This is a genomic window from Microbacterium sp. 77mftsu3.1 (assembly GCF_900100525.1).
GTDB classification, from domain to species: Bacteria; Actinomycetota; Actinomycetes; order Actinomycetales; family Microbacteriaceae; genus Microbacterium; species Microbacterium aquilitoris.
In genome coordinates this window covers 600,704-624,384 of the sequence record NZ_FNCR01000001.1, presented here as the reverse complement: position 1 = coordinate 624,384, position 23,681 = coordinate 600,704, and the positions used below count along the sequence as shown (strand labels likewise).

Genomic DNA, 23,681 nt, shown 5'->3' with positions numbered 1-23,681 from the left:
GGAGGCACCTATGGACATCGACCTGGGGCTGCTGCGGACCGTCGAACGCGAGCGGGAGATTCCGTTCGAGGAACTGATCCGGATCATCGAGCAGGCCATCCTGACCGCTTACGCGAAGCACACGTCTCCCGACGGTGAACTCCCCGACGGCGCCCGCGCCCACCTCGACCGCAAGAGCGGACACGTCGCCGTGTACATCCCGCTGCGCGATGAGGACGACGTCATCATCGGCGAAGAGGAATCGACGCCCGACGACTTCGGCCGCATCGCCGCCTTCGCCGCGAAGCAGGTCATCAGCCAGCGCCTCCGCGACATCGCCGACGACGCCGTGCTCGGCGAGTTCAAGGGCAAGGAAGGCGACATCGTCGCCGGCGTCGTCCAGCAGGGGCCGAACCCCCGCATGGTGCACGTCGACCTCGGCACGATCGAGGCGATCCTGCCCCCCGAGGAGCAGGTGCCGGGCGAGAGCTACGCGCACGGCTCGCGCCTGCGCGTCTACGTGACGTCGGTCTCGAAGGGCATGAAGGGTCCCCAGATCACCGTGTCCCGCACGCATCCGGGCCTCGTCCGCAAGCTCTTCGCCCTCGAGGTACCCGAGATCGCCTCGGGCGTCGTCGAGATCATCTCGCTCGCCCGCGAAGCCGGCCACCGCACCAAGATCGCGGTCAAGGCCAACGACCCGGCCGTCAACGCGAAGGGCGCCTGCATCGGCGAACTCGGCCGCCGCGTGCGCGCCGTCACCGAGGAGCTCGGCGGCGAGAAGATCGACATCGTCGACTACGACGAGACCCTGCCGAAGTTCGTCGCGAACGCGCTGTCGCCCGCGAAGGTGACCTCGAGCTTCGTGCTCGACCAGGCCACCAAGGCCGTGCGCGCGCTCGTCCCGGACTACCAGCTCTCCCTCGCGATCGGCAAGGAAGGTCAGAACGCCCGGCTCGCGGCGAAATTGACCGGCGCGAAGATCGACATCCAGCCCGACAGCATTCTCGACGAGTCCTGACGCGGTAGGATGGAACCTGTTCGAACGTGCGTGGGATGCCGCGCGCGTGCCCCCCGGTCCTCGTTGCTCCGCATCGTGGCCAGGGACGGTGCCCTCGTCATCGACGAGAAGGCCGTCCTCCCGGGTCGGGGCGCGTGGGTGCATGACACGGACAGATGCGTGAGCACCGCACTCAAGCGGCGCGCATTCGGACGCGCACTACGGGCATCCACTCCGCTGGACACAGCGGAGCTGGATGCGCGGACCACCAGAGAATCCCTCCAGCGAAACGGCTGAACGGCTATGGACACAAAGTGAACGGCTCGAAATGAGACCCGTCCGCGAATGACGGTCCGCCCTGTCCGGGGCGGGCCCCAGACAGGAGAATTGTGGCAAAACCACGCGTGCACGAGATCGCTTCCGAGCTCGGCGTCGACAGTAAAGTCGCCCTCGCGAAGCTGAAGGAGCTCGGCGAATTCGTCAAGAGCCCTTCATCCACCATCGAGCCCCCCGTGGCTCGCAAGCTCCGCGCCGCCCTCGAGGCGGAAGGCGTGAAGGCACCCGCCGCCGCGCCCGCGAAGCCCGCCGCCAAGGCACCGGCATCCGGCGCAACGCCCGGACCGCGCCCGTCGGCACCCAAGCCCGCTCCGACTCCCGAGCCGGCAGCACCCGCAGCTCCCGCCGAGCCGGCGGCTGAGAAGCCCGCTCCGGCCGCGGCCGAGTCCGGCGCTCCGACACCGGGCGCCGCTGCTCCCGCAGCAACCCCCGGCAAGCCGGGCGCACAGCCGCCCCGTCCGGGTGGTGCGCCGCGCCCCGGCAACAACCCCTTCGCCAGCTCGCAGGGCATGGGCCAGCGTCCCGCCGGCCCGCGTCCGGGTAACAACCCGTTCGCATCGGCTCAGGGCATGGGTCAGCGACCCAACCCGGGCAACATCCCGCGTCCCCAGGCGCCGCGTCCCGGTGCCCCTCGCCCCGGCGCCCCGCGTCCCGGCGGTGCGGGTCGTCCCGGTGGCGGCGGCCGTCCCGGTGCACCCTTCCAACAGCGTCCCGGCGGCCCCGGTCGTCCCGGCGGCGCCGGTGGCTTCGGCGCCGCGCGTCCGGGTGCTCCCGCCGGCGGTTTCGCCGGTCGTCCCGGCGGTGGTGGCGGTCGTGGCCGTGGTCCCGGCGGTGGTACCGCAGGTGCCTTCGGTAAGGGTGGCGGCAAGTCCAAGCAGCGTAAGTCGCGTCGGGCGAAGCGGCAGGAATTCGAGATGCGGTCGGCGCCGGTCGTCGGCGGCGTCAACGTCTCCAAGGGCAACGGCGAGATCATCCGCCTGCGTCGCGGTGCGTCGATCTCGGACTTCGCCGACAAGCTCGAGGCCCTGCGCGGGTACAACGTCCAGCCCGGCACCCTGGTGACGATCCTCTTCAACCTCGGCGAGATGGCCACGGCCACCGAGTCGCTGGATGAGGCGACGTTCGAGATCCTCGGTGAGGAGCTCGGCTACAAGATCCAGATGGTGTCTCCCGAGGACGAGGACAAAGAGCTCCTCGAGGGCTTCGGTCTCGACCTCGAGGCCGAGCTGGAGGCGGAGAGCGAGGACGACCTCGAGATCCGTCCTCCCGTGGTCACCGTCATGGGCCACGTCGACCACGGTAAGACGCGACTGCTCGACGCGATCCGTCAGACCAACGTCGTCGCCGGTGAGGCGGGTGGCATCACCCAGCACATCGGTGCCTACCAGGTCTGGACCGAGCACGAGGGCATCGAGCGTGCGATCACCTTCATCGACACCCCGGGTCACGAGGCGTTCACCGCCATGCGTGCCCGTGGTGCGCAGGTGACCGACCTCGCGATCCTCGTGGTCGCGGCCGACGACGGCATCATGCCGCAGACGGTCGAGGCGCTGAACCACGCTCAGGCGGCGAACGTCCCGATCGTGGTCGCGGTCAACAAGGTCGACAAGCCCGACGCGAACCCCGCGAAGGTCCGTCAGCAGCTCACCGAGTACGGCCTGGTCGCCGAGGAGTACGGCGGCGACGTCATGTTCGTCGACGTGTCGGCTCGTCAGGGCACCAACATCCAGGAACTGCTGGATGCCGTCCTCCTCACCGCCGACGCGGGTCTGGACCTCACGGCCAACCCGAACAAGGCGGCTCGCGGTGTCGCGATCGAAGCGAAGCTCGACAAGGGTCGCGGTTCGGTCGCCACGGTGCTGATCCAGTCTGGAACGCTCCGCGTCGGCGACGCGATCGTCGCAGGCACGGCCTACGGCCGTGTCCGCGCCATGATCGACGAGAACGGCGATGCGGTGGACGAGGCCTACCCCTCGCGTCCCGTGCAGGTGCAGGGTCTGAACTCCGTGCCCCGCGCCGGTGACGTGTTCATCGTCACCGAAGAGGACCGCATGGCCCGCCAGATCGCTGAGAAGCGTGAAGCGGTCGAGCGCAACGCCCAGCTGGCCAAGGCCCGCAAGCGCATCTCGCTCGAGGACTTCACCCGCGCTCTCGAAGAGGGCAAGGTCGAGTCGCTCAACCTCATCATCAAGGGTGACGTCTCGGGTGCCGTGGAGGCCCTCGAGGAGTCGCTCCTCAAGATCGAGGTCGACGACAGCGTCCAGCTGCGCATCATCCACCGCGGTGTGGGTGCCGTCACCGAGTCGGACATCAACCTGGCGACGATCGACAACGCGATCGTCATCGGCTTCAACGTCCGCCCCGACACGAAGGCCCGCGAGCGTGCCGCCCGCGAGGGTGTGGACGTCCGGTTCTACTCGGTCATCTACAACGCGATCGACGACGTCGAGCAGTCCCTCCAGGGCATGCTCAAGCCGGAGTTCGAAGAGGTCCAGTCGGGTGTCGCCGAGATCCGCGAGGTGTTCCGCTCCTCGAAGTTCGGCAACATCGCCGGTGTCATCGTCCGCTCGGGAACGATCACGCGAAACGCCAAGGCGCGGGTCATTCGCGACGGCGTCGTGCTCGCCGACGGTCTGGCCATCGAGTCGCTGCGCCGCTTCAAGGACGACGTCACCGAGGTCCGTACGGACTTCGAGGCCGGTATCGGTCTCGGCAAGTACAACGACATCCAGATCGGTGACGAGATCGAGACGACCGAAATGGTGGAGAAGCCGCGCGGCTGATCCTCAGGTTGCTACGGACTCGGATGTCCGTCCTCGGCAAGAGCGGGGCCCCTGCCCCGATTGCCTCGGACGGACATCCGAGTCCTCCGCAGTTTCCGGCCCGCCGTATCGCGGGCCGGGTAGAGAAGGAGAAGGACATGGCCGGAGAACGGCAGGCACGGCTGGCGGACCGCATCCGCGTGCTCATCGCGGAGCGCCTCGAGAAGGGGCTGCGCGACCCGCGGCTCGGATTCGTCACGATCACCGACGTCCGTGTGACGGGTGACCTGCAGCACGCGTCCGTCTTCTACACGGTCTACGGCGACGACGACGCGCGCACCGACTCGGCCGCTGCCCTCAAGGCGGCAACGGGGATGCTGCGCAGCGAGGTCGGGCGTCAGCTCGGCACGCGTCTGACCCCGACCCTCGAGTTCATCCTCGACGCGCTCCCCGAGAACGCGGGTCACATCGAGGAGCTTCTGCGCGAGGCGCGCGAGCGTGACGCACAGGTGGCGGGGATCGCGGCATCCGGCTCGTACGCCGGTGACGAGGACCCGTACGTGAAGCCCCGCGAAGAGGGCGACGAGGACTGAGACGTCCTCTCCCGCCGCGCGCTAGCGCGGCAGGTGCAGCATCCCGTCGACGGCCTCGACCAGGCCGTCGACGATGAGTGAGTCGATGGCCCGGTCCCGCTGCTGCGGGTCGGGCCATTCGGCGATCACCGCGGCGGCGGGCGCGACGTGGCCGTCGGCATCCCGCAGTACCTTCAGGACCGCTCCGCGCGCCTGACGGTCGCTGCCCTCGTAGCGCGCCTGCTTGCGACGGTCGTCGCCCGTGTCGGGGTATCCGGCGGCGCGCCAGGCGCAGAGGTCGGCGAGGGGGCACGCCTCGCATCGCGGGGTGCGTGCCGTGCACACGACGGCGCCGAGCTCCATCGCGGCCGCGTTGACGACCGCGGCGTCGCCGTCGTCCTCGGGCAGGATCGCGGCCATCGCGGCGAGGTCCGCCTTCGCGGGAGGTCTCGGCTGCGAGCGTCCCTCGACGGCGCGCGCGAGGACGCGTCGGGTGTTCGTGTCGACGACGGGATGCCGGTCGCCGAACGCGAACACTGCCACCGCCCGGGCGGTGTAGTCGCCGATCCCGGTGAGCGCGAGCAGGGCATCGACGTCCCGGGGGACCATCCCGTCGTGCCGGTCGCGGATCTCCGTCGCCGCGCGGTGCAGCCAGAGGGCGCGGCGGGGGTAGCCGAGGTTCGCCCAGAGGCGGACGGCGTCGGCCGGGGGAGCGGCGGCGAGGTCGGCCGGTGTCGGCCAGCGCGAGAGCCACTCCTCGAGGCGGGGGATGACCCGGGCGACGGGCGTCTGCTGGAGCATGAACTCGCTCACGAGCGTGCCCCAGGCACAGAACCCCTCGCGTCGCCACGGCAGGTCCCGGGCGTTGTCGCGGTACCACGCGATCAGCGGCGGGGCGAGGTCGGGCACCGCTCCAGCCTAGGCTGGAAGCCATGCACCAGAGTCAGGGGAGCGGCGGGATCCTCCTCGTCGACAAGCCCGGCGGCGTCACCAGCCACGACATCGTGGCGCGCGCCCGCCGCGCGCTGAACACGCGCAAGATCGGCCACGCCGGCACTCTCGACCCCATGGCCACGGGCCTGCTCGTCCTCGGGATCGGTCACTCCACGCGCCTTCTGACCTACGTCGTCGGGCTCGACAAGACCTACGAAGCCACGATCCGCCTCGGCGTCACGACGGACTCCGATGACGCCGACGGCGTCGAGACCTCGACGACGGATGCCGGTGGCGTCACCGATGAGGCGATCCACCGCGGCATCCGCTCACTGACGGGGCCCATGGCGCAGGTGCCGAGCACGGTGTCGGCGATCAAGGTCGGCGGGCGCCGCGCCTACGACCTGGCGCGCGCGGGGGAGCAGGTCGAGCTGAAGGCCCGCGACGTCGTGGTCAGCCGGTTCGAGGTGCGGGAGATCCGCCGCGGTGACGGCGTCATCGACGTCGACGTCGTCGTGGACTGCTCGAGCGGCACCTACATCCGCGCGCTCGCGCGGGACCTCGGCGCGGACCTCGGCGTCGGCGGCCACCTGACCGCTCTCCGCCGCACGCGCGTCGGCCCGTTCGACGTCGCCGAAGCCGTCGTGGAGCTGACTCCCCAGGTGCCGCTGAAGGATGCCGCCGAGGTCGCGGCATCCCTTCTCGGCGCCTTCCCGGTCACCGCCGACGAGGCGCGCGACCTGCGCCACGGCAAGCGCCTGCTGGGCGCCGCGGACCGCCTGACCGGCGAGAATCCGGCGGCGATCGATCCCGACGGTGTGCTCGTCGGGATCGTCGGACGGCGCGGGGCGGATGTGAAGAGCCTCATGAACATGCCCGAGGAGCAGCCGTGATCGCGTGGTTCACCGTCGTCCTCATCGCCGTCGCCTGCATCGCCGGCCTCCTGTGCACGGTGCTGGGGCTCGCAGGCCGACGCCCGAGCGATCTGTCGGTCGGTACGCAGGCGCTCATCCTCGTCCTCCTGGTCGTCCAGGTCGTGATCTCGATCATCGCGCCGTTCGTGGGCAACCCGCCGTCGGGCGATCTGCTGGAGTTCTGGGTGTACCTCGTCTCGGCGGTCCTGATCCCGCCGGCCGCGGTCATCTGGGCCCTCATCGAGCGCAGCCGCTGGAGCACCGTCATCATGGGCGTCGCCGCCTTCGCGATCGCGATCATGGTGTGGCGGATGAACGTCATCTGGACGATCCAGGTCGCCTGAGCCCCGCCGCCTCCGACGGCGAGGCCGGCCCGCCGCGGCCGTAGGATTGACATGCCATGCCTGAGACCGCGCCGACCCCGCCCGCTCCGTCGGCCGCATCCTCATCCCCGCGTCGGATGACCGGTGTCGGCCGTGTTCTCGTCGTCGTCTACGCGATCATGGCCTTGGGCGCGACGGGACGCTCGTTCGTCCAGATCGTCCGGGAGTTCGACGACGCCCCCGTCGCGTACTCGCTCTCGGCGCTGTCGGCCCTGGTCTACATCCTGGCGACCCTCGCCCTCATCTTCAGCGCATCGGAGCGGTGGTACCGCGTCGCCTGGGCGGCCATCGTGTTCGAGCTCGTCGGCGTCCTCGTCGTCGGCACGCTGTCGCTGACCCACCCCGAGCTCTTCAACCACCCGACGGTCTGGTCCGGCTACGGCATCGGGTACGTGCTGATCCCGCTCGTGCTGCCGTTCCTGGGCCTCTGGTGGCTCATCGGGCACCGCCGCGGACGGACGACGGGCGGCGCGGCGTGATCGTCTTCCGCGACCCCGCCGAGATCCCCGCGGGGTTCGGCCCGAGCGTCGTCGCGATCGGCAAGTTCGACGGCGTCCACTCCGGCCACCGCGCCGTCATCGACCGTGCCCGGGTGACGGCAACGGATGCCGGGGCCCGCGTCGTCGCGGTGACCTTCGACCGCAACCCCCTGAGCCTGCTGCGCCCGGAGCTCTGCCCCGAGGCCCTCGTCAGCGTCGACCAGAAGATCGCCCTGCTCCGCGACGCGGGGGTCGACGCGGTGCTCGTGCTCCGCTTCGATGAGGCGCTCGCGGCCCTCGCGCCCGAGACGTTCGCCGAGCGGATCCTCGTCGATGCGCTCGGTGCCGTCTGCGTCATGGTGGGCGCGGACTTCCGCTTCGGTCGCGGGGGAGCCGGTACGCCGGAGTTCCTCGTCGAGTTCGGCCGCGGGCACGGCTTCACCGTGGACATCGTCGGCGACGTGCAGGGCGGTGGACGTCGCGTCTCGTCGACGTGGGTGCGCGAGCTGCTCGCCGCGGGCCAGGTCGAGGACGCCGCGCGGCTGCTCGGCCGCCCGCACGCGGTCCGGGCCGAGGTCGTGCACGGGCTGAAGCGCGGCCGCGAGCTCGGCTACCCGACAGCGAACCTCGCGACCGACGCCGAGGGCTTCATCCCCGCCGACGGCGTGTACGCCGGCTGGCTCGTCGACGAGGGGACGGATGCCGGCGGTTACGCCCCCGCGACCCGATACGCCGCGGCCATCTCGATCGGCACGAACCCCACGTTCGACGACGTCCCCGTCCGCCAGGTCGAGGCGTACGTCCTCGACGAGACCGGCCTCGACCTCTACGGGCACATCGTCCAAGTGCAGTTCGTCGCCCGTGTGCGCGGCATGGTGGCCTTCGAAGGCATCGACAAGCTGATCGCTCAGATGGATGCCGACGTCACCGACGTCCGTGCCGCGCTGCGGTCCGGCGGGTGACGAACCGACGCTGACGGACCGACTCAGTACGAGGAGTCGTCGACGGCGCCGGTGGCTGCGGCCCCGGCATCCACTCGACGTGCTTCACCGAGGATGACGGCGCTGCCGCTGGTGCCCAGGCGCGAGGCGCCGGCCTCGATCATGGCGAGCGCGTCGGCGTAGCTGCGGACACCGCCGGATGCCTTCACTTCGACGCCCGCGCCGACGGTGCGCCGCATGAGTTCGACGTGGGGGACCGTCGCGCCGCCGCCGGCGAAGCCCGTGGAGGTCTTGACGAAGTGCGCGCCTCCCGCTTCGGTGAGGCGGCTGCCGCGCTCGATCTGCTCGTCGTGGAGGAGTGCCGTCTCGAGGATGACCTTGGTGACGCGACCGCCGGCCGCCTCGACGACCGCGCGGATGTCGCTGACGACGACGTCGTCGAACCCGGAGCGGAGGGCGGCGATGTTGACGACCATGTCGACCTCGGCGGCGCCGTCGGCGATGGCCTGACGGGTCTCGGCGACCTTCGCGACCGTCGACGTGGTGCCGTGCGGGAAGCCGATGACCGTGCCGACCGCGACACCGGTGCCGGCGAGGCGCTCGACGGCGTGGGGGATGTCGCTCGGGCGCACGCAGACGCTGAAGACGCCCCACTCGGCCGCGATGTCGAGCTCCGCGTCGACGTCGGCCCGGGTCAGCTCGGGCTTCAGGATCGCGTGGTCGATGGTGGCGGCGAGTTCACGTTCGGTGGGCATGGTTCCCAGCGTACGCGCCCACCCGCGAGGCGACGTTCGGGGTCGCGAGGACACGCTAGACTGGGGGAGAAGGATCCTTCCGTCGCCGCAGCTCGCAGAAGCGAGTGCCCGCAGCCGGGGGATCCGGGGACCATATCGCACCGCGACTGCACCGTCGCGGTCTCGTAAGACCGTCGTCATCGACGGCCACCGCCGGCACCGCCGGTGTCACGCTCAGGAGGAGCATGCCGACCACGGCAGCCACCGCCCCCAAGACCGCCGCTCGGCGTCGCCGGGAATCGTCGTCGCGTCGAGACGACGAAGCACCCCTCATCCCGATCCTCGCCCGCAAGGTACGCGAGGTCGAAGCCAAGGCGCAGCGCGGAAAGCTGGGGCCGACCAATCGGGTCAAGTTCCAGGTGATCGCGTTCCTCGTCCGCGAGGAGCGCGCCCGCGTCAAGGCCGCGACCGACATCGCCGACGGCGCCCGCGCCGAGCTGCTCAAGCGGCTCGACGGCGTCGCGACGATCCTCGCCAAGACCGCCGCGCGCGACACCTCGCTCATCCAGCTGCTCGAGGTCGACCAGGCGACGTCGCCGGTCGCCCGTCGCATGCGTCGCGACTGGCTCATCGAGTCGGGCGCCGACCTGCCCGAGGATGAGCTGATCATCACCGATGCGAAGCCCGCGCAGACCCCCGTCGTGCCCGAGGGCGTCGCCGACCGTCAGGTCGTGCCGCCGCAGGTCGAGGCGCGCAAGGAGTCGAACCCCTTCCTGTCCCCGGACGCCGCGCTCCGCGCCGTCGCACCCACGCCGCGTCGCCGACTCGACGGCTGGGAGCTCATGGGCCCGCTGTACAAAGCCTTCGAGACGGGCGCCGGCGGGGGCGCCGCGTCAATGGATCTGCCTCCGGTGCCCGAGTTCGACCGCCTCTCGCCCAAGGGCCTCGAGGTCATGCAACACCAGTCGCGGTTCCTCGAAGCCGTGCGCTCCGGACACCGCAGCTTCCTGCTCGCCGACGAGCCGGGTCTCGGCAAGACGGCGCAGTCGGTGCTCGCGGCATCCGTCGCCGACGCCTACCCGCTCCTGGTCGTCGTCCCCAACGTCGTGAAGATGAACTGGGCGCGCGAGGTCGAGCGGTGGACGCCGCAGCGACGCGCGACCGTCATCCAGGGCGACGGCGAGACGATGGACGCCTTCGCCGACGTCTTCATCGTCAACTACGAGATTCTCGACCGTCACCTCGCCTGGCTGAGCTCGATCGGGCTGCAGGGCATGGTCGTCGACGAGGCCCACTTCATCAAGAACCTGACCTCGCAGCGGTCCCGGAACGTGCTCGCCCTCGGGTCGCGGATCCGCGAGCAGGTGCGCGACCCGCTCCTGCTGGCGCTGACGGGTACGCCCCTCATCAACGACGTCGAGGACTTCGACGCCATCTGGCGTTTCCTCGGCTGGACGAACGGTGAGAAGCCGGGCCCCGAGCTCATGGCGCGCCTCGACGAGACCGGCCTGACCCCGGCCGACAAGGCGTTCTACCCCGAGGCGCGCTCCGCCGTGATCTCGATGGGGATCGTCCGACGCAAGAAGAAGGACGTCGCCGCCGACCTGCCCGACAAGCTCGTCGCCGACCTCCCCGTCGAGCTCGACGATGAATACGGCCGGTCGATCCGTGCCGCCGAGCGCGAGCTCGGCGATCGTCTGGCGGCGAAGTACCGCCGGATCATCGAGGCCCGCGGCGACCGCGTTCTCCGCGGCGAGGCCGACGAGGACATCGTGCGACTCGTCGCCCACGGTGAGCTCGAAGAGGCCAAGGCCGCCGGCAGCGGCTCCGAGAACGTCTTCACGATGGTCCGCCGCATCGGTCAGGCCAAGGCGCACCTCGCCGCCGACTACGCCGTGCAGCTGCAGCGCTCGGTCGGCAAGGTGGTCTTCTTCGCGAAGCACATCGACGTGATGGATGCCGCCGAGGCGCACTTCGCGTCGGCGGGGCTCCGCACCGTCTCGATCCGCGGCGACCAGACGACGCCCGTCCGCCAGCAGGCCATCGATGCCTTCAACGGCGAGCCGGACGTCGCGATCGCGGTGTGCTCGCTGACGGCCGCCGGTGTCGGCCTCAACCTGCAGGCCGCCTCGAACGTGGTCCTCGCCGAGCTCAGCTGGACCGCGGCCGAGCAGACGCAGGCGATCGACCGCGTGCATCGCATCGGCCAGGGCGAGCCGGTCACCGCGTGGCGCATCATTGCGGCGCACACGATCGACACGAAGATCGCCGAGCTCATCGACAGCAAACAGGGGCTCGCTCAGCGCGCCCTCGACGGCGACGCGGTCGACCCGACCTCGAGCGACTCCGTGCAGCTGTCGGCGCTGATGCACCTCCTGCGGCAGGCCCTCGGCGCGGCCTGAGGTCGCTCCGCTGGCAAGGGATGCCGCCGCGACGCTAGTGTCGTGGAGGCACCGTCGCCCCCAGCACCAACCCGATATCACCCAAAGGACCACCCATGAAGATCGGTATCCTCACGAGCGGCGGCGACTGTCCCGGACTGAACGCCGTCATCCGGGGCATCGTGCTGAAGGGCACGACGACCTACGACATCGAGTTCGTGGGCATCCGCGACGGGTGGCGCGGCGTGGTCGACGGTGACTTCTTCCCCCTGACCCGTCACGAGGTGAAGGGGCTGTCGAAGGTCGGCGGCACGATCCTCGGCACGAGCCGTACCAACCCCTACGAGGGGCCGCGCGGCGGCGCCGAGAACATCTCCAAGACGATGTACGGGCACCGTCTCGACGGCATCGTCGCGATCGGCGGCGAGGGAACGCTCGCCGCGGCGGACCGCCTGCACAAGGACGGGATCAACGTCCTCGGCGTCCCGAAGACGATCGACAACGATCTGCACGCCACCGACTACTCCTTCGGTTTCGACACCGCCGTGAACATCGCCACCGAGGCGATGGACCGGCTGCGGACCACGGGCGACTCCCACCAGCGCTGCATGGTCGCCGAGGTCATGGGGCGCCACGTCGGCTGGATCGCCCTGCACTCGGGCATCGCGGCGGGCGCCCATGTCATCTGCATCCCCGAGCAGCCCATGTCGATCGACGACATCGCCGAGCAGGTGACGAAGGCCCACGACCGTGGCCGCGCGCCGCTGGTCGTCGTCTCGGAGGGCTTCAAGCTCACCGGCATGGACGAAGCCTTCAGCGACAAGGGCCTCGACGCGTTCAACCGCCCGCGTCTCGGCGGCATCAGCGAGATCCTCGCGCCCGAGATCGAACGGATCACGGGCATCGAGACCCGCTCGACCGTCCTCGGCCACATCCAGCGCGGCGGATCGCCGTCGGGCTTCGACCGCGTGCTCGCCACGCGCCTGGGCCTGCACGCCGCCGACGCGATCGTCGACGGCGCGTGGGGCCAGATGGTCGCGATGCAGGGCACCGAGATCGTGCGCGTCCCCTTCGCCGAGGCCCTCGGATCTCTCCACACGGTCCCGCCGCACCGCTACGAAGAAGCCGCCGCGCTGTTCGGCTGAGCCGATCGGCGTGACGACTGCGACTCCCTCAGCCCCGGCATCCGTCTCTCCCGCCCTTCTGGGGGCGGTGTCGGTCGGTGTGCTCACCGCCGTTCAGGCCCGCATCAACGGGCAGCTCGGCGTGCGCCTCGAGCACGCGATGGCCGCCGCCGTCGTCTCGTTCGCGAGCGGACTGCTCCTGATCGCGCTCATCAGCGTGCTGACGCCCGCGGGCAGGCGCGGCGCCGCCGCCCTGGCCCGCGGCATCCGGGATCACACGATCCCCTGGTGGATGCTGGTGGGCGGCGCGGCCGGTGCGTTCACTGTCGGGACGCAGAGCTTCGCGGTCGGCATCGTCGGCGTCTCGCTGTTCACCGTCGGCATCGTGGCCGGACAGACGGTGGGCGGCTTGGTCTTCGACCGGATCGGCTTCGGCCCGGGAGGCGTCGTGGCCGTCACAGTACCGCGCCTGGTCGGCGGGGTGCTCGCGCTCGGTGCGGTGGCCGTCATGCTGATCGCCGGGGACGGACTGGCCGGGGTACCGGTGTGGATGGTGATCCTGCCGGTCTTCGTGGGTGTCGGCCTCGCGTGGCAGCAGGCCACCAACGGCCGGCTGCGCGCCCGCGTGGGTACGCCCCTGACAGCGACGCTCGTCAACTTCGTCGTCGGCACCGTCATCCTCACGGTACTGGCGGTCATCGTTACCCTCGTAGGCGGACCACCCGCAACGCCCCCGGGTGAGCCGTGGCTCTACCTCGGGGGCGTCCTGGGTGTGACGTACATCGTCATGTCGGCCGCGATCGTGGCGCGGACCGGTGTCCTGCTGTTCGGCCTGGCGGCCGTCTCGGGCCAGCTCGTCGCCTCGCTGGTCCTCGACGCCCTCTGGCCTGCGCCCGCCGGGCCCGGTCTCCTCGTCGAGGCGATCACGGTCGTGATCGGTCTCGCGTCGGTGTCGGTCGCAGCGTTCTGGCGCGTGCGGCGCTGAGCGCCGCGACGGATCAGGCCCCGTCGCCCTTCGGGGTGAACGACAGCGACAGCGAGTTCATGCAGTAGCGGTCACCGGTCGGCGTGCCGAACCCGTCGGGGAACACGTGCCCCAGGTGCGATCCGCAGTTGGCGCAGCGTACCTCGGTGCGCACCATGCCGTGGCTGTTGTCCTCGATGAGTTCGACCGCCTCGGGGCGCACGGACTCGTAGAAGCTCGGCCACCCGCAGTGCGAGTCGAACTTCGTGCCGCTCTGGAACAACTCCGACCCGCACGCGGCACAGGTGTAGAACCCGGCCCGCTCCTCGTCGAGGAGCTCACCGGTCCAGGCGCGCTCCGTGCCGGCCTGGCGCAGGACGGCGTACTGCTCGGGCGTCAGCTCCTCACGCCACTGCTCGTCGGTCTTCTCCACGCGATAGCTCATGTGTTCTTCCTTCCCTCGTCCTATTCAACCGGACGAACCGCCCGGATGTTCCGCGGTGTCGCCCGATGACGGTCGTACGGTGGGGGAGTGCCCCTTTCCGACCGCGACCGAGCCGTCCTCGACTTCGAGGCGCGGTGGCACGGGCACTCCGGGGCCAAGGAGGAAGCGCTCCGCGCGGAGCTCTCGCTGACGCCCGCGCGGTACTACCAGCTCCTCGGACGCATCCTCGAGTCCGCGGATGCCGTGGCCCACGATCCGGTCCTGGTGCACCGCCTCCGGCGTCTCCACGCCGACCAGGAGCGCGAGCGCCGCAGCCGCGCCAGGATCCTCCCGGCCTCCGCCCGATAGGATCCTCGGGTGCCGTCTCCGACATCCCCGCCTGAGCAAGAGCAGCCCGACCCGACGGCCCTCTCCGCCTCGACGGGTCGTCCCGCCGCCACCGACCGTTTCGACGACGTCTCCCCGAACGTGTCGCGGGTCGGCGCCCACCGCGCCGAGAACCCCCGACTCCGGATCGGGCTCATCGTCTTCTGGTCCGCCGTCGCGACCGTCGCGATCGTCGCCGCGGGTGTCTTCGGCACGCTGCTCTCCACGGGACGCCTCTCCTTCGGGCCGGCGGCCGGGCCGAGCGGCACCTCGCAGGTCGTCGCTCCCAAGGTCGACACCTCGTACCAGGTCCTCGTGCTGAATGCGACGGCCGAGACGGGGCTGGGTGCCCGGATCCGCGATCAGGTGATCGCGGCGGGCTGGGCCGATGCCGACGTCGAGGTGAGCAACGCGAGTTCCACCGACTTCCCGACGACCACGGTCTACTACGCGCAACCCGCGGACGAAGCGGCCGCCCGCGGACTGGCGGACGCGATCGGCGGCGCCGAGGTGTCGCTCGACGACACGTATCAGGTCGTCGCCCCGCCCGAGACGACGGCGGCGGATGGCGCGAGTCGGCCCCAGTTGGTCGTCGTGGTCGGCCTCGACTTCGGCAGCGAATGACGGAGCACACGTCGCCCCCCGGCGGCGTGTTTCGACGCCGTAAACACTTCGGTTCGGGGGTGTCAACAAAGCCCCGAACGGCGTCTGCGAGCGCGGAGCCGTGGCTAGCATTTCGATGTCCCACAGCTTCAGGAGATTCGCATGACCCAGGGAACCGTCAAGTGGTTCAACGCCGAGAAGGGCTTCGGCTTCATCACCCTCGGTGACGGACAGGACGTCTTCGTCCACTACTCCAACATCGACATGTCGGGCTTCCGGGTCCTCGAGGAGGGGCAGGCCGTCGAGTTCACCGTCGGCACCGGGCAGAAGGGCCCGCAGGCCGAGTCCGTCCGCGTCGTCGCCTGACGCCTGTCAGGTCTCGTATCGGCTCAGGAAGCGTCCGCTCAGCTCGGGCGGATTCAGCTCTCGGGCGGAGCGGTTCTCGATGGCCTCCGTCTCGTCGCTGTCGGTGACGGAGACGAAGAGGGTGACTCCGGCAAGCGCTTCTGCGCGCTCGGCCCGCAGGTGCGCGAGGGCGGCGATCAGCGCATCGATGTGTTCCTCGAACCAGCCGTCGGTGTCGTCCGACGATTCCTCGAGCAGCCGGGAGATCGGCGAGAAGTGCTCCCAGCCCGCCAGCTCGTCGCGCCACTCGGCGGTGTCCCACCGCAGGTAGGCGTCGTACCCGGGGGAGGCGAGGTCGCCGGCGGCATCCGCTTGCGACCTCTTCGACTCGTAGTGCTCGACGGTGGTGATGCAGAGCCCCGCGCTCATCGCGCCGTCGTCCGTGGTCAGGGTGACCGCGTACACCCGCTCGCCGGTGAGGGTCTCGATCGTCTCGTCGAAGGCGGCGACAGTGGCTTCCCGCAGCGCTCGACGCGCGTCGTCACGGTTCACGGAACGATCTCCTCTCGTAGGGCTGGACCCGTTCGACACCCCGGGCATCGGGCGCCGTCGCAGGCATCGGCGCGGCGCCGACCACGGTAGCGCGGGTCGCGGCCGCGCGGCTTGCACTCCCTATGGTCGAGTGCCAGAATGATTTAGCACTCACTCATCCTGAGTGCCAGAACGATCCCGCTCCCAGTCCCTGGGGGCACGGTACTGAACCTCACGTCCGGGAGGGACGACACACTTATGGCAAAGATCATCGCTTTCGACGAAGAGGCCCGCCGCGGCCTCGAGCGCGGCCTCAACACCCTGGCCGACGCCGTCAAGGTGACGCTCGGCCCCCGTGGCCGCAACGTCGTGCTCGAGAAGAAGTGGGGCGCCCCCACGATCACGAACGACGGCGTGTCGATCGCCAAGGAGATCGAGCTCGACGACCCGTACGAGAAGATCGGCGCGGAGCTCGTCAAGGAGGTCGCCAAGAAGACCGACGACGTCGCCGGTGACGGTACGACGACCGCTACGGTCCTCGCCCAGGCGCTCGTGCGTGAAGGTCTGCGCAACGTCGCAGCCGGCGCCGACCCCATCTCGCTCAAGAAGGGCATCGAGAAGGCCGTCAAGGCTCTCTCCGACGAGCTGCTCGCCGGGGCGAAGGAGATCGAGACCAAGGACCAGATCGCGGCGACGGCATCCATCTCGGCTGCCGACCCCGAGATCGGCGCCCTAATCGCCGAGGCCATCGACAAGGTGGGCAAGGAAGGCGTCGTCACCGTCGAGGAGTCCAACACCTTCGGCACCGAGCTCGAGCTCACCGAGGGCATGCGCTTCGACAAGGGCTACATCAACCCCTACTTCGTCACCGACGCCGACCGTCAGGAAGCCGTCTTCGAGGACCCCTACATCCTCATCGCGAACCAGAAGATCTCGAACATCAAGGACCTTCTGCCCGTCGTCGACAAGGTGATCCAGGACGGCAAGGAGCTCCTCATCATCGCCGAGGACGTCGAGGGCGAGGCTCTCGCGACGCTCGTGCTCAACAAGATCCGCGGCATCTTCAAGTCGGCTGCCGTCAAGGCTCCCGGCTTCGGCGACCGCCGCAAGGCCCAGCTGCAGGACATCGCGATCCTCACGGGTGGCCAGGTCATCACCGAGGAGGTCGGTCTCAAGCTCGAGAACGCCACCCTCGACCTGCTCGGCCGCGCGCGCAAGGTCATCATCACCAAGGACGAGACCACCATCGTCGAGGGTGCCGGTGACGCAGCGCAGATCGAGGGTCGCGTGACCCAGATCCGCCGCGAGATCGACAACACCGACAGCGACTACGACCGCGAGAAGCTTCAGGAGCGCCTCGCGAAGCTCGCCGGTGGCGTCGCCGTCATCAAGGCCGGAGCCGCGACCGAGGTCGAGCTCAAGGAGCGCAAGCACCGCATCGAGGACGCCGTCCGCAACGCGAAGGCAGCCGTCGAGGAGGGCATCGTCCCCGGTGGTGGCGTCGCGCTCATCCAGGCCGGCGAGAAGGCGTTCGCAAAGCTCGAGCTCGTCGGTGACGAGGCGACGGGTGCGAACATCGTCAAGGTCGCCATCCAGGCTCCGCTGAAGCAGATCGCCCTCAACGCCGGCCTCGAGCCGGGTGTCGTCTCGAACAAGGTCGCCGAGCTCCCCGCGGGCCAGGGCCTCAACGCGGCGACCGGCGAGTACGTCGACATGTTCGCCGCCGGCATCATCGACCCGGCCAAGGTCACCCGCTCGGCGCTGCAGAACGCGGCGTCCATCGCCGGCCTGTTCCTCACCACCGAGGTCGTCGTGGCCGACAAGCCCGAGAAGGCGGCGGCTCCGGCCGGCGACCCGACCGGCGGCATGGACTTCTGATCCAGCGCTGACAGCCAGCACGAAGGGCCCCTCCTCCGGGAGGGGCCCTTCGTCGTTCGCGGACGCGTCAGCGGAACATGCCCGCGGCGGCCATCTCGGTCTGCGCGTACTGCTGGCCGACGGTGGCGAGCGCGGTGCTGATGTCTCCGAGGGCGGCATCCAGTTCCCGCTGTGCGGCGCGCCAGCGCTCGACCACGCCCTGGAAGGCGACCGACGCGCTGCCCGTCCACGAACCCTGCAGCTGGGTCAGATGACCGAGCATCGCGGCGGTCTCGGACTGCACACGGTCGCCCGTGGCGCGGATCGTGGTGGTGGCGGCGAGGACGGCGTCGCTGTCGACGGTGAAGGCGGTCATGACGGTTCCTTTCGAATGGGATGCCGCCACGCTAAAGACCCGCGCCGGGGCCTTCGGGCATCCTCACCGCCTGGGGAGAGGCATCCGTCCCGTCGTGCGCTGGGGAGGAGGCTGTTCAGCTCTCGCTGCGCGGTGTCCGCGGGAGCGGCTGCGTCGCGACGTCGAGAGCCGCCCCGGCGGTCGCGCGATCCGTCGCGAGCGGGAGCGACACCGTGAACGTCGCCCCGCCGCCGGCGGTGTCGGTGACCTCGATCGTGCCCTGCAGCGTCGCGACGATGGAGGCGACGATCGACAGACCGAGGCCGGAGCCGCCCGTCTCGCGCGTGCGCGAGGAGTCGGCGCGCCAGAAGCGCTGGAAGATCTTGCTGCGGATCTGCTCGGGGACGCCCTCGCCGTGGTCGGCGACCGAGATCCAGCCGCGTCCGGTCTCGAGGTCCGCCCCCACGGAGAGTTCGATCGGCGATCCTGCCGGAGTGTACCGGCGGGCGTTGCCGAGGAGGTTCGCGACGACCTGCCGGATGCGGTTCTCGTCACCGAGGACGATCGGCACGACCGGCTGCGGCAGGTGCAGCAGGATGGGCTCGGTCGCCTGATCGGGGGACGCGGCATCCGCTCGATTCCGACGGCGCAGGAGACGGCCGGCTCCCGCGATGGCGCCGCCTCGCCGCTTCGGCGAGGGGTCCTGCGCGGGGAAGACCACCATCGGGACCGGGGAGGTCGAGGTCTGACCCAGGAACGAAACGTCGCGATCGGGGGATGCCGCGCGCGCGTCGAGTGCGGCATCGCGGGCGATCGGGCGCAGGTCGACCGGCACCACGGCGACGTCGCGCTGTTCGTCGAGCCGCGCCAGGGCGAGGAGGTCTTCGACGAGGGCGCCCATGCGGATCGCCTCCTTCTCGATGCGCTCCATCGCCTGCGCCGTCTGCTCCGGGTCCTGGATGGCGCCCATGCGGTAGAGCTCGGCGTAGCCGCGGACGGTCACGAGCGGCGTGCGGAGTTCGTGGCTCGCATCGCCGATGAACCGACGCATCCGATCGACCGTCGAGTCCCGCTCGCCCAGCGCCTCGTCGATCCGCTCGAGCATGACGTTGATCGCGGTCTTGAGGCGGCCGACCTCGGTGCCCGGCGCGATGTCGCTCATGCGCTGGCTGAAATCGCCCTGCGCGATGGTCATGGCGGTGGACTCGACCTGGCCGAGGCCGCGGAACGCCAGGGTCACCAGTCCGCGGGTCAGGATCGCGCTGCAGACGATCGTGAAGAGGGCGAGGGCCGTGTAGATGCCGATGTAGTTGGCGACCGTCCGGTTCACGTCGTTGAGCGGCAGGGCAACCAGCTGCGTGTAGTACTCCCGTGAGCCCGGGATAGGGAGGGTGTCGACACTGGCGCGGTAGCGCACCGTCCCGTCGGCCGACGGCAGATCGAACGGCGCCGTTCCGTCGAGCACCGTCTGATCGAGCGAGAACGTCTCGGGGAAGGCAGGCGGCGAGAGGGTGTCGTCACCGCCCGCCACGGCAAGACGCTCGCCTTTGCCCTTACCGCTGTACACCGCGACCGAGAAGTCGGTCGGCGCCGCGGCGATCGGGGTGAAGGTGGCTCCACCGTCGTCGAGCGTGACGTTCATGAGGTTGCTCGCGATGTCGGTCGTGACCGTCTGGGTCAGCGACTGATCGACGGCGCCGAGCTGGGCGTTCCGCAGGAAGATCATGGTGCCGACGCCGGCGGCGATCATCCCGAATGCCAGGATGCTCACCGTCACGCCGGTGACTTTCGTGCGCAGGCTGAGACCGCGCCACCAATGGGTGACGCGGTCCTGCGATGCCGTCGGGCCCAGGGGGCGCCTCCGTTCAGGCGGTGCGGTCGGCCTTCAGCATGTATCCGAACCCGCGCTTGGTCTGGATGAGCGGCTCGGAGGAGTGCGGATCGATCTTGCGGCGGAGGTAGGAGATGTAACTCTCGACGATGCCGGCGTCGCCGTTGAAGTCGTACTCCCACACGTGGTCGAGGATCTGCGCCTTGCTGAGCACCCGGTTGGGGTTGAGCATCAGGTACCGCAGGAGCTTGAACTCGGTGGGCGAGAGGTCGATCGAGACATCACCGACCTGGACGTCGTGGGTGTCCTGGTCCATCGTGATCTCGCCGGCCTTGATGATCGAGTCCTCGTCGGCCTGCATCGTGCGGCGGAGGATGGCCTGGATGCGAGCGACGATCTCGTCGAGGCTGAACGGCTTGGTGACGTAGTCGTCGCCGCCGACGTTGAGGCCCTCGATCTTGTCCTCGGTGGCATCCTTCGCCGTGAGGAAGAGGATGGGGGCCGTGTAGCCCGCACCGCGCAGCCGCTTGGTCACGCTGAACCCGTTCATGTCGGGCAGCATGACGTCGAGGATGATCAGGTCGGGTTCTTCTTCGAGGACGGCCGAGATGGTCTGGGCGCCGTTCGCGACGGCACGGACCTGGTATCCGGCGAACCGGAGACTGGTGACCAGCAGGTCCCGGATGTTCGGCTCGTCGTCCACGACGAGGATGCGCGCAGCGGTCATGAGCCCATACTGGCACCGGAATCCATCGGTTTGCTGGACATTCCGTTCCCGGGTCGCTCCGGAGTACGATCCCCGCGCGCGGTGAGACAGGATGGAACGGTGACCGTCCCGCATCCCGCCCCCGTTCCGCCCCGACCCGCGCCGGCACTGCCGGCCGACGTCACCGGTCCGGGTGCCGCCTTCCATCGGCTGGTGTTCGCACGGCAGCGCCGCGGGTGGTGGACGCCGCTGGCGACCGGTGCCATGGGCGTCGTCCTCTACCTCGTCGTCAGCACCATCATCGGTCTCGTCTTCGGCCTGGTCGTCCTCGCCACCGATCCCTCCGTCGACATCTTCGCGCTGACGGACCGGCTCCTCACGATCGACGTCAGCGACCCGATCGGACTCGCCATCATCCTGCTGTCGCTCGCGGTGATGTGGCCGATCTACCTGCTGTCGTCCTTCGTCGTGAACGGTCGACGGGTCGGCTACATCTCCTCGGTCGCCGGAAGGCTCCGATGGAAGTGGCTCCTCCTGTGCGCGGGTGCCGCGGTGGTCGTCTACATCGTGATCTCGGCCCTGTCCTTCCTGCTCCCGGCAGAGGAGGGGAGCGGCAACGTGGTCGCGCCCGCGGACAACCCGGCGTTCGTGGCATCCCTTCTCGTCGTCCTCCTGCTGGTGCCCTTCCAGGCGGCCGCCGAGGAGTACATCTTCCGCGGGTACCTCATGCAGACGGTCGGGCGGTGGTTGAAGCACCCCGCATGGGCGATCCTGCTCCCCGTCCCGCTGTTCGTCCTGGGGCACATCTACGACTGGGCCGGGCAGGCGAGCGTGGCGGTGTTCGCGATCGCCGCCGGCTGGTTGACCTGGCGGACCGGCGGGCTCGAAGCGGCGATCGCCCTGCACATCGTGAACAACCTCGCCGCCTTCGGGTTCTCGGTCTTCGGGCTCAGCGATGCGGCGGCGACCGACACGAGCATCGTCAGCCTGGTGTCCTCCGCCGTGATGATCGCCGCATTCGTCGGTGTCGTCGAGTGGCTGTGGCGCCGCGGTGACGGGCGCCGCACCGTGCGCCTCACGCCGCCGCCGGAGCCGGTGCACGTTCCCGCCGCCTACGCATACCCGCCGGTGTACGGCCAGCCGCCTGTCTACGGCCAGCCGCCGGTCTACGGCCAGCCGCCGGTGTATGGGCAGCCGCCGGTGTACGGTCAGCCGCCGGTCTACGGGCAGCCCCCTGTGTATGGACAGCCGCTCGTCGATCCGACACCGACGCCCGCGCCGTACGACGGACCGCCGTTGCAGCCGCACCAGGCGCCGCGGTGGGGCGAGTACGCGCCCGCTCCCGACGCGACCCCGACGCCCGACTCCCCGTCGCCGTCGCCGTCCGACGGCGGCTCCGGGTCGATGGGATCGGACGCCGGGGGCACCGGCGGATCGGACGGCGGCTCGTCCGGATCGTCCTCGTCCGACTGACGCTCGTCAGGCGGCGAGCAGGTTGTCCGCGTCGAGGATCGTGTAGCTGTACCCCTGCTCGGCGAGGAACCGCTGGCGGTTCTGCGCGAAGTCCTGGTCGACGGTGTCGCGTGCGATGAGCGTGTAGAAGCTCGCCTTGTGCCCGTTGGACTTCGGGCGGAGCAGACGGCCGAGGCGCTGTGCCTCCTCCTGTCGCGACCCGAACGATCCCGAGACCTGGATCGCGACCGACGCGTCGGGTAGGTCGATCGAGAAGTTGGCGACCTTCGAGACGACGAGCACGGGGATGCGTGCGTGCCGGAACTCGTCGAACAGCACTTCGCGCTCATCGACGGGAGTGGACCCCGTGATCTTCGGCGCGCCGAGCTCTTCGGCGAGGATGTCGATCTGGTCGAGGTACTGGCCGATCACGAGGATCTGCTCGCCCTCGTGCTTGGCGACCAGGTCGCGGACGACGTCGATCTTCGCGTGCGCGGTCGCCGCGAGGCGGTAGCGCTCGTCGTCCGCCGACGCCGCGTACTCGAGCCGGTCGGATGCCGGCAGGTCGATGCGCACCTCGTAGCAGACGGCGGGGGAGATGAAGCCCTGCGCCTCGATCTCCTTCCACGGGGCGTCAAAACGCTTGGGGCCGATGAGGCTGAAGACATCGCCCTCACGGCCGTCCTCACGCACGAGGGTCGCCGTGAGGCCGAGGCGGCGCCGCGCCTGCAGGTCGGCGGTCAGCTTGAACACCGGTGCGGGCAGCAGATGCACCTCGTCGTACACGATGAGGCCCCAGTCGAGCGCGTCGAGGAGAGCGAGGTGCGCGTACTCGCCTTTCCGCTTCGCCGTGAGGATCTGGTAGGTCGCGATCGTGACCGGCTTGACCTCCTTGGACTGACCGGAGTACTCGCCGATCTCCTCGGGGGTGAGCGAGGTGCGCTTGAGCAACTCGTCTCGCCACTGGCGCGCGCTGACCGTGTTCGTCACGAGGATGAGGGTCGTCGTCTTCGTGTCTGCCATGGCCGCCGCGCCGACGAGGGTCTTGCCCGCGCCGCAGGGGAGAACCACGACGCCGGAGCCGCCCTCGCTGAAGATGTCGACGGCCTTCCGCTGGTAGGGGCGGAGCGACCAGCCGTCCTCGTGCAGCTCGATCTCGTGGGGGGTGCCCGGGGTGAAGCCGGCGTGGTCCTCGGCGGGCCAGCCGATCTTCAGCAGTTCCTGCTTGATCTGACCGCGCGCCCACGCGTCGATGACGTACGTATCGGGTGTTGGGTGGGCGATCAGCAGGGGCTGGATGCGGCGGTTCCGCGCGATCTCGGCGAGCACCGGCTTGTCGGTGGAGCGGAGGATCAGCGTCCCCTCGTCATCGCGCTCAATGATGAGGCGGCCGTAACGGCCGACGGTCTCGCGGATGTCGATCGAGACCGACGGCGGGACGGGGAACTTCGCCCAGCGTTCGAGGGTGGCGAGCATGTCCTCAGCGTCGTGCCCGGCGGCGCGGGCGTTCCACAGCCCGAGCCGCGTCACGCGGTAGGTGTGAATGTGCTCGGGGGCGCGCTCCAGCTCGGCGAAGATCGCGAGTTCGTGTCGCGCGTTCTCCGCGTCGGGATGCGCCACTTCGAGCAGCACGGTTCGGTCGCTCTGGACGATGAGGGGGCCGTCAGCCATAACGGGCAAGTCTACCG

At 69.9% G+C, this 23,681-nt stretch carries 24 protein-coding genes; 16 read left to right on the top strand and 8 right to left on the bottom strand.

All coding sequences use genetic code 11. The features are described 5' to 3' along the window. The first annotated feature begins 10 nt into the window (after positions 1-10). The 4 genes from nusA (at position 11) to rbfA (ending at position 4,670) form a co-directional block, all read left to right on the top strand. A complete protein-coding gene (gene nusA, locus BLR68_RS03230) occupies positions 11-1,000 on the top strand; it encodes a transcription termination factor NusA (RefSeq protein ID WP_018188598.1) in 990 nt (329 codons plus the stop codon). 9 nt (positions 1,001-1,009) lie between these two features. After that, on the top strand, positions 1,010-1,276 hold the full coding sequence (locus BLR68_RS03225) for a YlxR family protein (protein WP_081626480.1): 267 nt from the start codon (positions 1,010-1,012) through the stop codon (positions 1,274-1,276). A 92-nt stretch (positions 1,277-1,368) separates the two neighbouring features. Next, positions 1,369-4,098 (top strand): translation initiation factor IF-2, encoded by a 2,730-nt coding sequence (infB, locus tag BLR68_RS03220; RefSeq protein ID WP_026303023.1) that lies wholly within the window; start codon positions 1,369-1,371, stop codon positions 4,096-4,098. A gap of 137 nt (positions 4,099-4,235) precedes the next feature. Further along, positions 4,236-4,670 (top strand): 30S ribosome-binding factor RbfA, encoded by a 435-nt coding sequence (gene rbfA / locus BLR68_RS03215; protein WP_018188596.1) that lies wholly within the window; start codon positions 4,236-4,238, stop codon positions 4,668-4,670. 21 nt (positions 4,671-4,691) lie between these two features. On the opposite strand, the gene BLR68_RS03210 is transcribed toward rbfA, so the two are convergent. Beyond that, positions 4,692-5,558: an HhH-GPD family protein gene (locus BLR68_RS03210; RefSeq protein ID WP_018188595.1), complete on the bottom strand. Its 867-nt coding sequence runs from the start codon at positions 5,556-5,558 to the stop codon at positions 4,692-4,694. 23 nt (positions 5,559-5,581) lie between these two features. Between BLR68_RS03210 and truB the strand changes: the two genes are divergently transcribed. The 4 genes from truB to BLR68_RS03190 are packed head-to-tail and all read left to right on the top strand — an operon-like array spanning position 5,582 to position 8,320. Continuing rightward, positions 5,582-6,475 carry a tRNA pseudouridine(55) synthase TruB gene (truB, locus tag BLR68_RS03205; RefSeq protein ID WP_018188594.1) on the top strand — a complete coding sequence of 298 codons (894 nt, stop codon included), beginning with the start codon at positions 5,582-5,584 and terminating at the stop codon, positions 6,473-6,475. Next, entirely contained in the window at positions 6,472-6,840 is a 369-nt protein-coding gene (locus BLR68_RS03200) for a hypothetical protein (protein WP_018188593.1), read from the top strand. Before truB ends, BLR68_RS03200 begins: the two co-directional genes overlap by 4 nt. A gap of 56 nt (positions 6,841-6,896) precedes the next feature. Continuing rightward, positions 6,897-7,358: a hypothetical protein gene (locus tag BLR68_RS03195; RefSeq protein ID WP_018188592.1), complete on the top strand. Its 462-nt coding sequence runs from the start codon at positions 6,897-6,899 to the stop codon at positions 7,356-7,358. After that, positions 7,355-8,320 (top strand): bifunctional riboflavin kinase/FAD synthetase, encoded by a 966-nt coding sequence (locus BLR68_RS03190; RefSeq protein WP_018188591.1) that lies wholly within the window; start codon positions 7,355-7,357, stop codon positions 8,318-8,320. Before BLR68_RS03195 ends, BLR68_RS03190 begins: the two co-directional genes overlap by 4 nt. Before the next feature lie 23 nt (positions 8,321-8,343). On the opposite strand, the gene deoC is transcribed toward BLR68_RS03190, so the two are convergent. After that, positions 8,344-9,054, bottom strand: coding sequence for a deoxyribose-phosphate aldolase (deoC, locus tag BLR68_RS03185; protein WP_018188590.1), 711 nt, complete (start codon positions 9,052-9,054; stop codon positions 8,344-8,346). 224 nt (positions 9,055-9,278) lie between these two features. On the opposite strand from deoC, the gene BLR68_RS03180 reads away from it, so the two are divergent. The 3 genes from BLR68_RS03180 to BLR68_RS03170 all read left to right on the top strand — a co-directional run bounded on the left by BLR68_RS03180 (position 9,279) and on the right by BLR68_RS03170 (position 13,523). Beyond that, a complete protein-coding gene (locus tag BLR68_RS03180) occupies positions 9,279-11,435 on the top strand; it encodes a DEAD/DEAH box helicase (protein ID WP_018188589.1) in 2,157 nt (718 codons plus the stop codon). 95 nt (positions 11,436-11,530) lie between these two features. Beyond that, a complete protein-coding gene (locus BLR68_RS03175) occupies positions 11,531-12,559 on the top strand; it encodes a 6-phosphofructokinase (RefSeq protein WP_018188588.1) in 1,029 nt (342 codons plus the stop codon). A gap of 10 nt (positions 12,560-12,569) precedes the next feature. Next, a complete protein-coding gene (locus BLR68_RS03170) occupies positions 12,570-13,523 on the top strand; it encodes a DMT family transporter (RefSeq protein WP_018188587.1) in 954 nt (317 codons plus the stop codon). 13 nt (positions 13,524-13,536) lie between these two features. Here the strand turns inward: BLR68_RS03170 and msrB are convergent, their stop codons facing one another. Further along, a complete protein-coding gene (msrB, locus tag BLR68_RS03165) occupies positions 13,537-13,947 on the bottom strand; it encodes a peptide-methionine (R)-S-oxide reductase MsrB (protein ID WP_018188586.1) in 411 nt (136 codons plus the stop codon). An 87-nt stretch (positions 13,948-14,034) separates the two neighbouring features. On the opposite strand from msrB, the gene BLR68_RS03160 reads away from it, so the two are divergent. The 3 genes from BLR68_RS03160 (at position 14,035) to BLR68_RS03150 (ending at position 15,282) form a co-directional block, all read left to right on the top strand. Beyond that, positions 14,035-14,295 (top strand): DUF3263 domain-containing protein, encoded by a 261-nt coding sequence (locus tag BLR68_RS03160; protein ID WP_018188585.1) that lies wholly within the window; start codon positions 14,035-14,037, stop codon positions 14,293-14,295. A gap of 9 nt (positions 14,296-14,304) precedes the next feature. Next, the gene (locus tag BLR68_RS03155) at positions 14,305-14,937 is read left to right on the top strand and encodes a LytR C-terminal domain-containing protein (protein WP_018188584.1); all 633 of its coding nucleotides are present in this window, start codon (positions 14,305-14,307) and stop codon (positions 14,935-14,937) included. A 141-nt stretch (positions 14,938-15,078) separates the two neighbouring features. Further along, positions 15,079-15,282 (top strand): cold-shock protein, encoded by a 204-nt coding sequence (locus BLR68_RS03150; protein ID WP_018188583.1) that lies wholly within the window; start codon positions 15,079-15,081, stop codon positions 15,280-15,282. A gap of 6 nt (positions 15,283-15,288) precedes the next feature. On the opposite strand, the gene BLR68_RS03145 is transcribed toward BLR68_RS03150, so the two are convergent. After that, positions 15,289-15,813 carry a DUF4303 domain-containing protein gene (locus BLR68_RS03145; RefSeq protein WP_018188582.1) on the bottom strand — a complete coding sequence of 175 codons (525 nt, stop codon included), beginning with the start codon at positions 15,811-15,813 and terminating at the stop codon, positions 15,289-15,291. A gap of 237 nt (positions 15,814-16,050) precedes the next feature. On the opposite strand from BLR68_RS03145, the gene groL reads away from it, so the two are divergent. Continuing rightward, on the top strand, positions 16,051-17,670 hold the full coding sequence (groL, locus tag BLR68_RS03140) for a chaperonin GroEL (RefSeq protein ID WP_018188581.1): 1,620 nt from the start codon (positions 16,051-16,053) through the stop codon (positions 17,668-17,670). A gap of 67 nt (positions 17,671-17,737) precedes the next feature. Here groL and BLR68_RS03135 read toward each other — a convergent pair whose 3' ends face one another. The 3 genes from BLR68_RS03135 to BLR68_RS03125 form a co-directional block, all read right to left on the bottom strand. Further along, positions 17,738-18,025, bottom strand: a complete 288-nt coding sequence (locus tag BLR68_RS03135; RefSeq protein WP_018188580.1) for a WXG100 family type VII secretion target — start codon at positions 18,023-18,025, stop codon at positions 17,738-17,740. Positions 18,026-18,140: 115 nt separating this feature from the next. Beyond that, positions 18,141-19,781, bottom strand: coding sequence for a sensor histidine kinase (locus tag BLR68_RS03130; protein WP_018188579.1), 1,641 nt, complete (start codon positions 19,779-19,781; stop codon positions 18,141-18,143). Between the two features lie 88 nt (positions 19,782-19,869). Further along, on the bottom strand, positions 19,870-20,562 hold the full coding sequence (locus BLR68_RS03125; protein WP_018188578.1) for a response regulator transcription factor: 693 nt from the start codon (positions 20,560-20,562) through the stop codon (positions 19,870-19,872). Positions 20,563-20,661: 99 nt separating this feature from the next. On the opposite strand from BLR68_RS03125, the gene BLR68_RS03120 reads away from it, so the two are divergent. Next, positions 20,662-22,014, top strand: coding sequence for a CPBP family intramembrane glutamic endopeptidase (locus BLR68_RS03120; RefSeq protein WP_018188577.1), 1,353 nt, complete (start codon positions 20,662-20,664; stop codon positions 22,012-22,014). Positions 22,015-22,020: 6 nt separating this feature from the next. Here the strand turns inward: BLR68_RS03120 and BLR68_RS03115 are convergent, their stop codons facing one another. Further along, positions 22,021-23,664, bottom strand: a complete 1,644-nt coding sequence (locus BLR68_RS03115; protein ID WP_018188576.1) for a DNA repair helicase XPB — start codon at positions 23,662-23,664, stop codon at positions 22,021-22,023. Between the last annotated feature and the right edge of the window lie 17 nt (positions 23,665-23,681).

What these genes read in the sequence shown, in the direction of transcription:
- nusA (WP_018188598.1), top strand. Translation starts at nt 11, where the DNA reads ATGGACATCGACCTGGGGCTGCTGCGGACCGTCGAACGCGAGCGGGAG.
- BLR68_RS03225 (WP_081626480.1), top strand. Translation starts at nt 1,010, where the DNA reads ATGGAACCTGTTCGAACGTGCGTGGGATGCCGCGCGCGTGCCCCCCGG.
- rbfA (WP_018188596.1), top strand. Translation starts at nt 4,236, where the DNA reads ATGGCCGGAGAACGGCAGGCACGGCTGGCGGACCGCATCCGCGTGCTC.
- truB (WP_018188594.1), top strand. Translation starts at nt 5,582, where the DNA reads ATGCACCAGAGTCAGGGGAGCGGCGGGATCCTCCTCGTCGACAAGCCC.
- BLR68_RS03195 (WP_018188592.1), top strand. Translation starts at nt 6,897, where the DNA reads ATGCCTGAGACCGCGCCGACCCCGCCCGCTCCGTCGGCCGCATCCTCA.
- deoC (WP_018188590.1), bottom strand. Translation starts at nt 9,054, where the DNA reads ATGCCCACCGAACGTGAACTCGCCGCCACCATCGACCACGCGATCCTG.
- BLR68_RS03180 (WP_018188589.1), top strand. Translation starts at nt 9,279, where the DNA reads ATGCCGACCACGGCAGCCACCGCCCCCAAGACCGCCGCTCGGCGTCGC.
- BLR68_RS03175 (WP_018188588.1), top strand. Translation starts at nt 11,531, where the DNA reads ATGAAGATCGGTATCCTCACGAGCGGCGGCGACTGTCCCGGACTGAAC.
- msrB (WP_018188586.1), bottom strand. Translation starts at nt 13,947, where the DNA reads ATGAGCTATCGCGTGGAGAAGACCGACGAGCAGTGGCGTGAGGAGCTG.
- BLR68_RS03150 (WP_018188583.1), top strand. Translation starts at nt 15,079, where the DNA reads ATGACCCAGGGAACCGTCAAGTGGTTCAACGCCGAGAAGGGCTTCGGC.
- groL (WP_018188581.1), top strand. Translation starts at nt 16,051, where the DNA reads ATGGCAAAGATCATCGCTTTCGACGAAGAGGCCCGCCGCGGCCTCGAG.
- BLR68_RS03135 (WP_018188580.1), bottom strand. Translation starts at nt 18,025, where the DNA reads ATGACCGCCTTCACCGTCGACAGCGACGCCGTCCTCGCCGCCACCACC.
- BLR68_RS03125 (WP_018188578.1), bottom strand. Translation starts at nt 20,562, where the DNA reads ATGACCGCTGCGCGCATCCTCGTCGTGGACGACGAGCCGAACATCCGG.
- BLR68_RS03115 (WP_018188576.1), bottom strand. Translation starts at nt 23,664, where the DNA reads ATGGCTGACGGCCCCCTCATCGTCCAGAGCGACCGAACCGTGCTGCTC.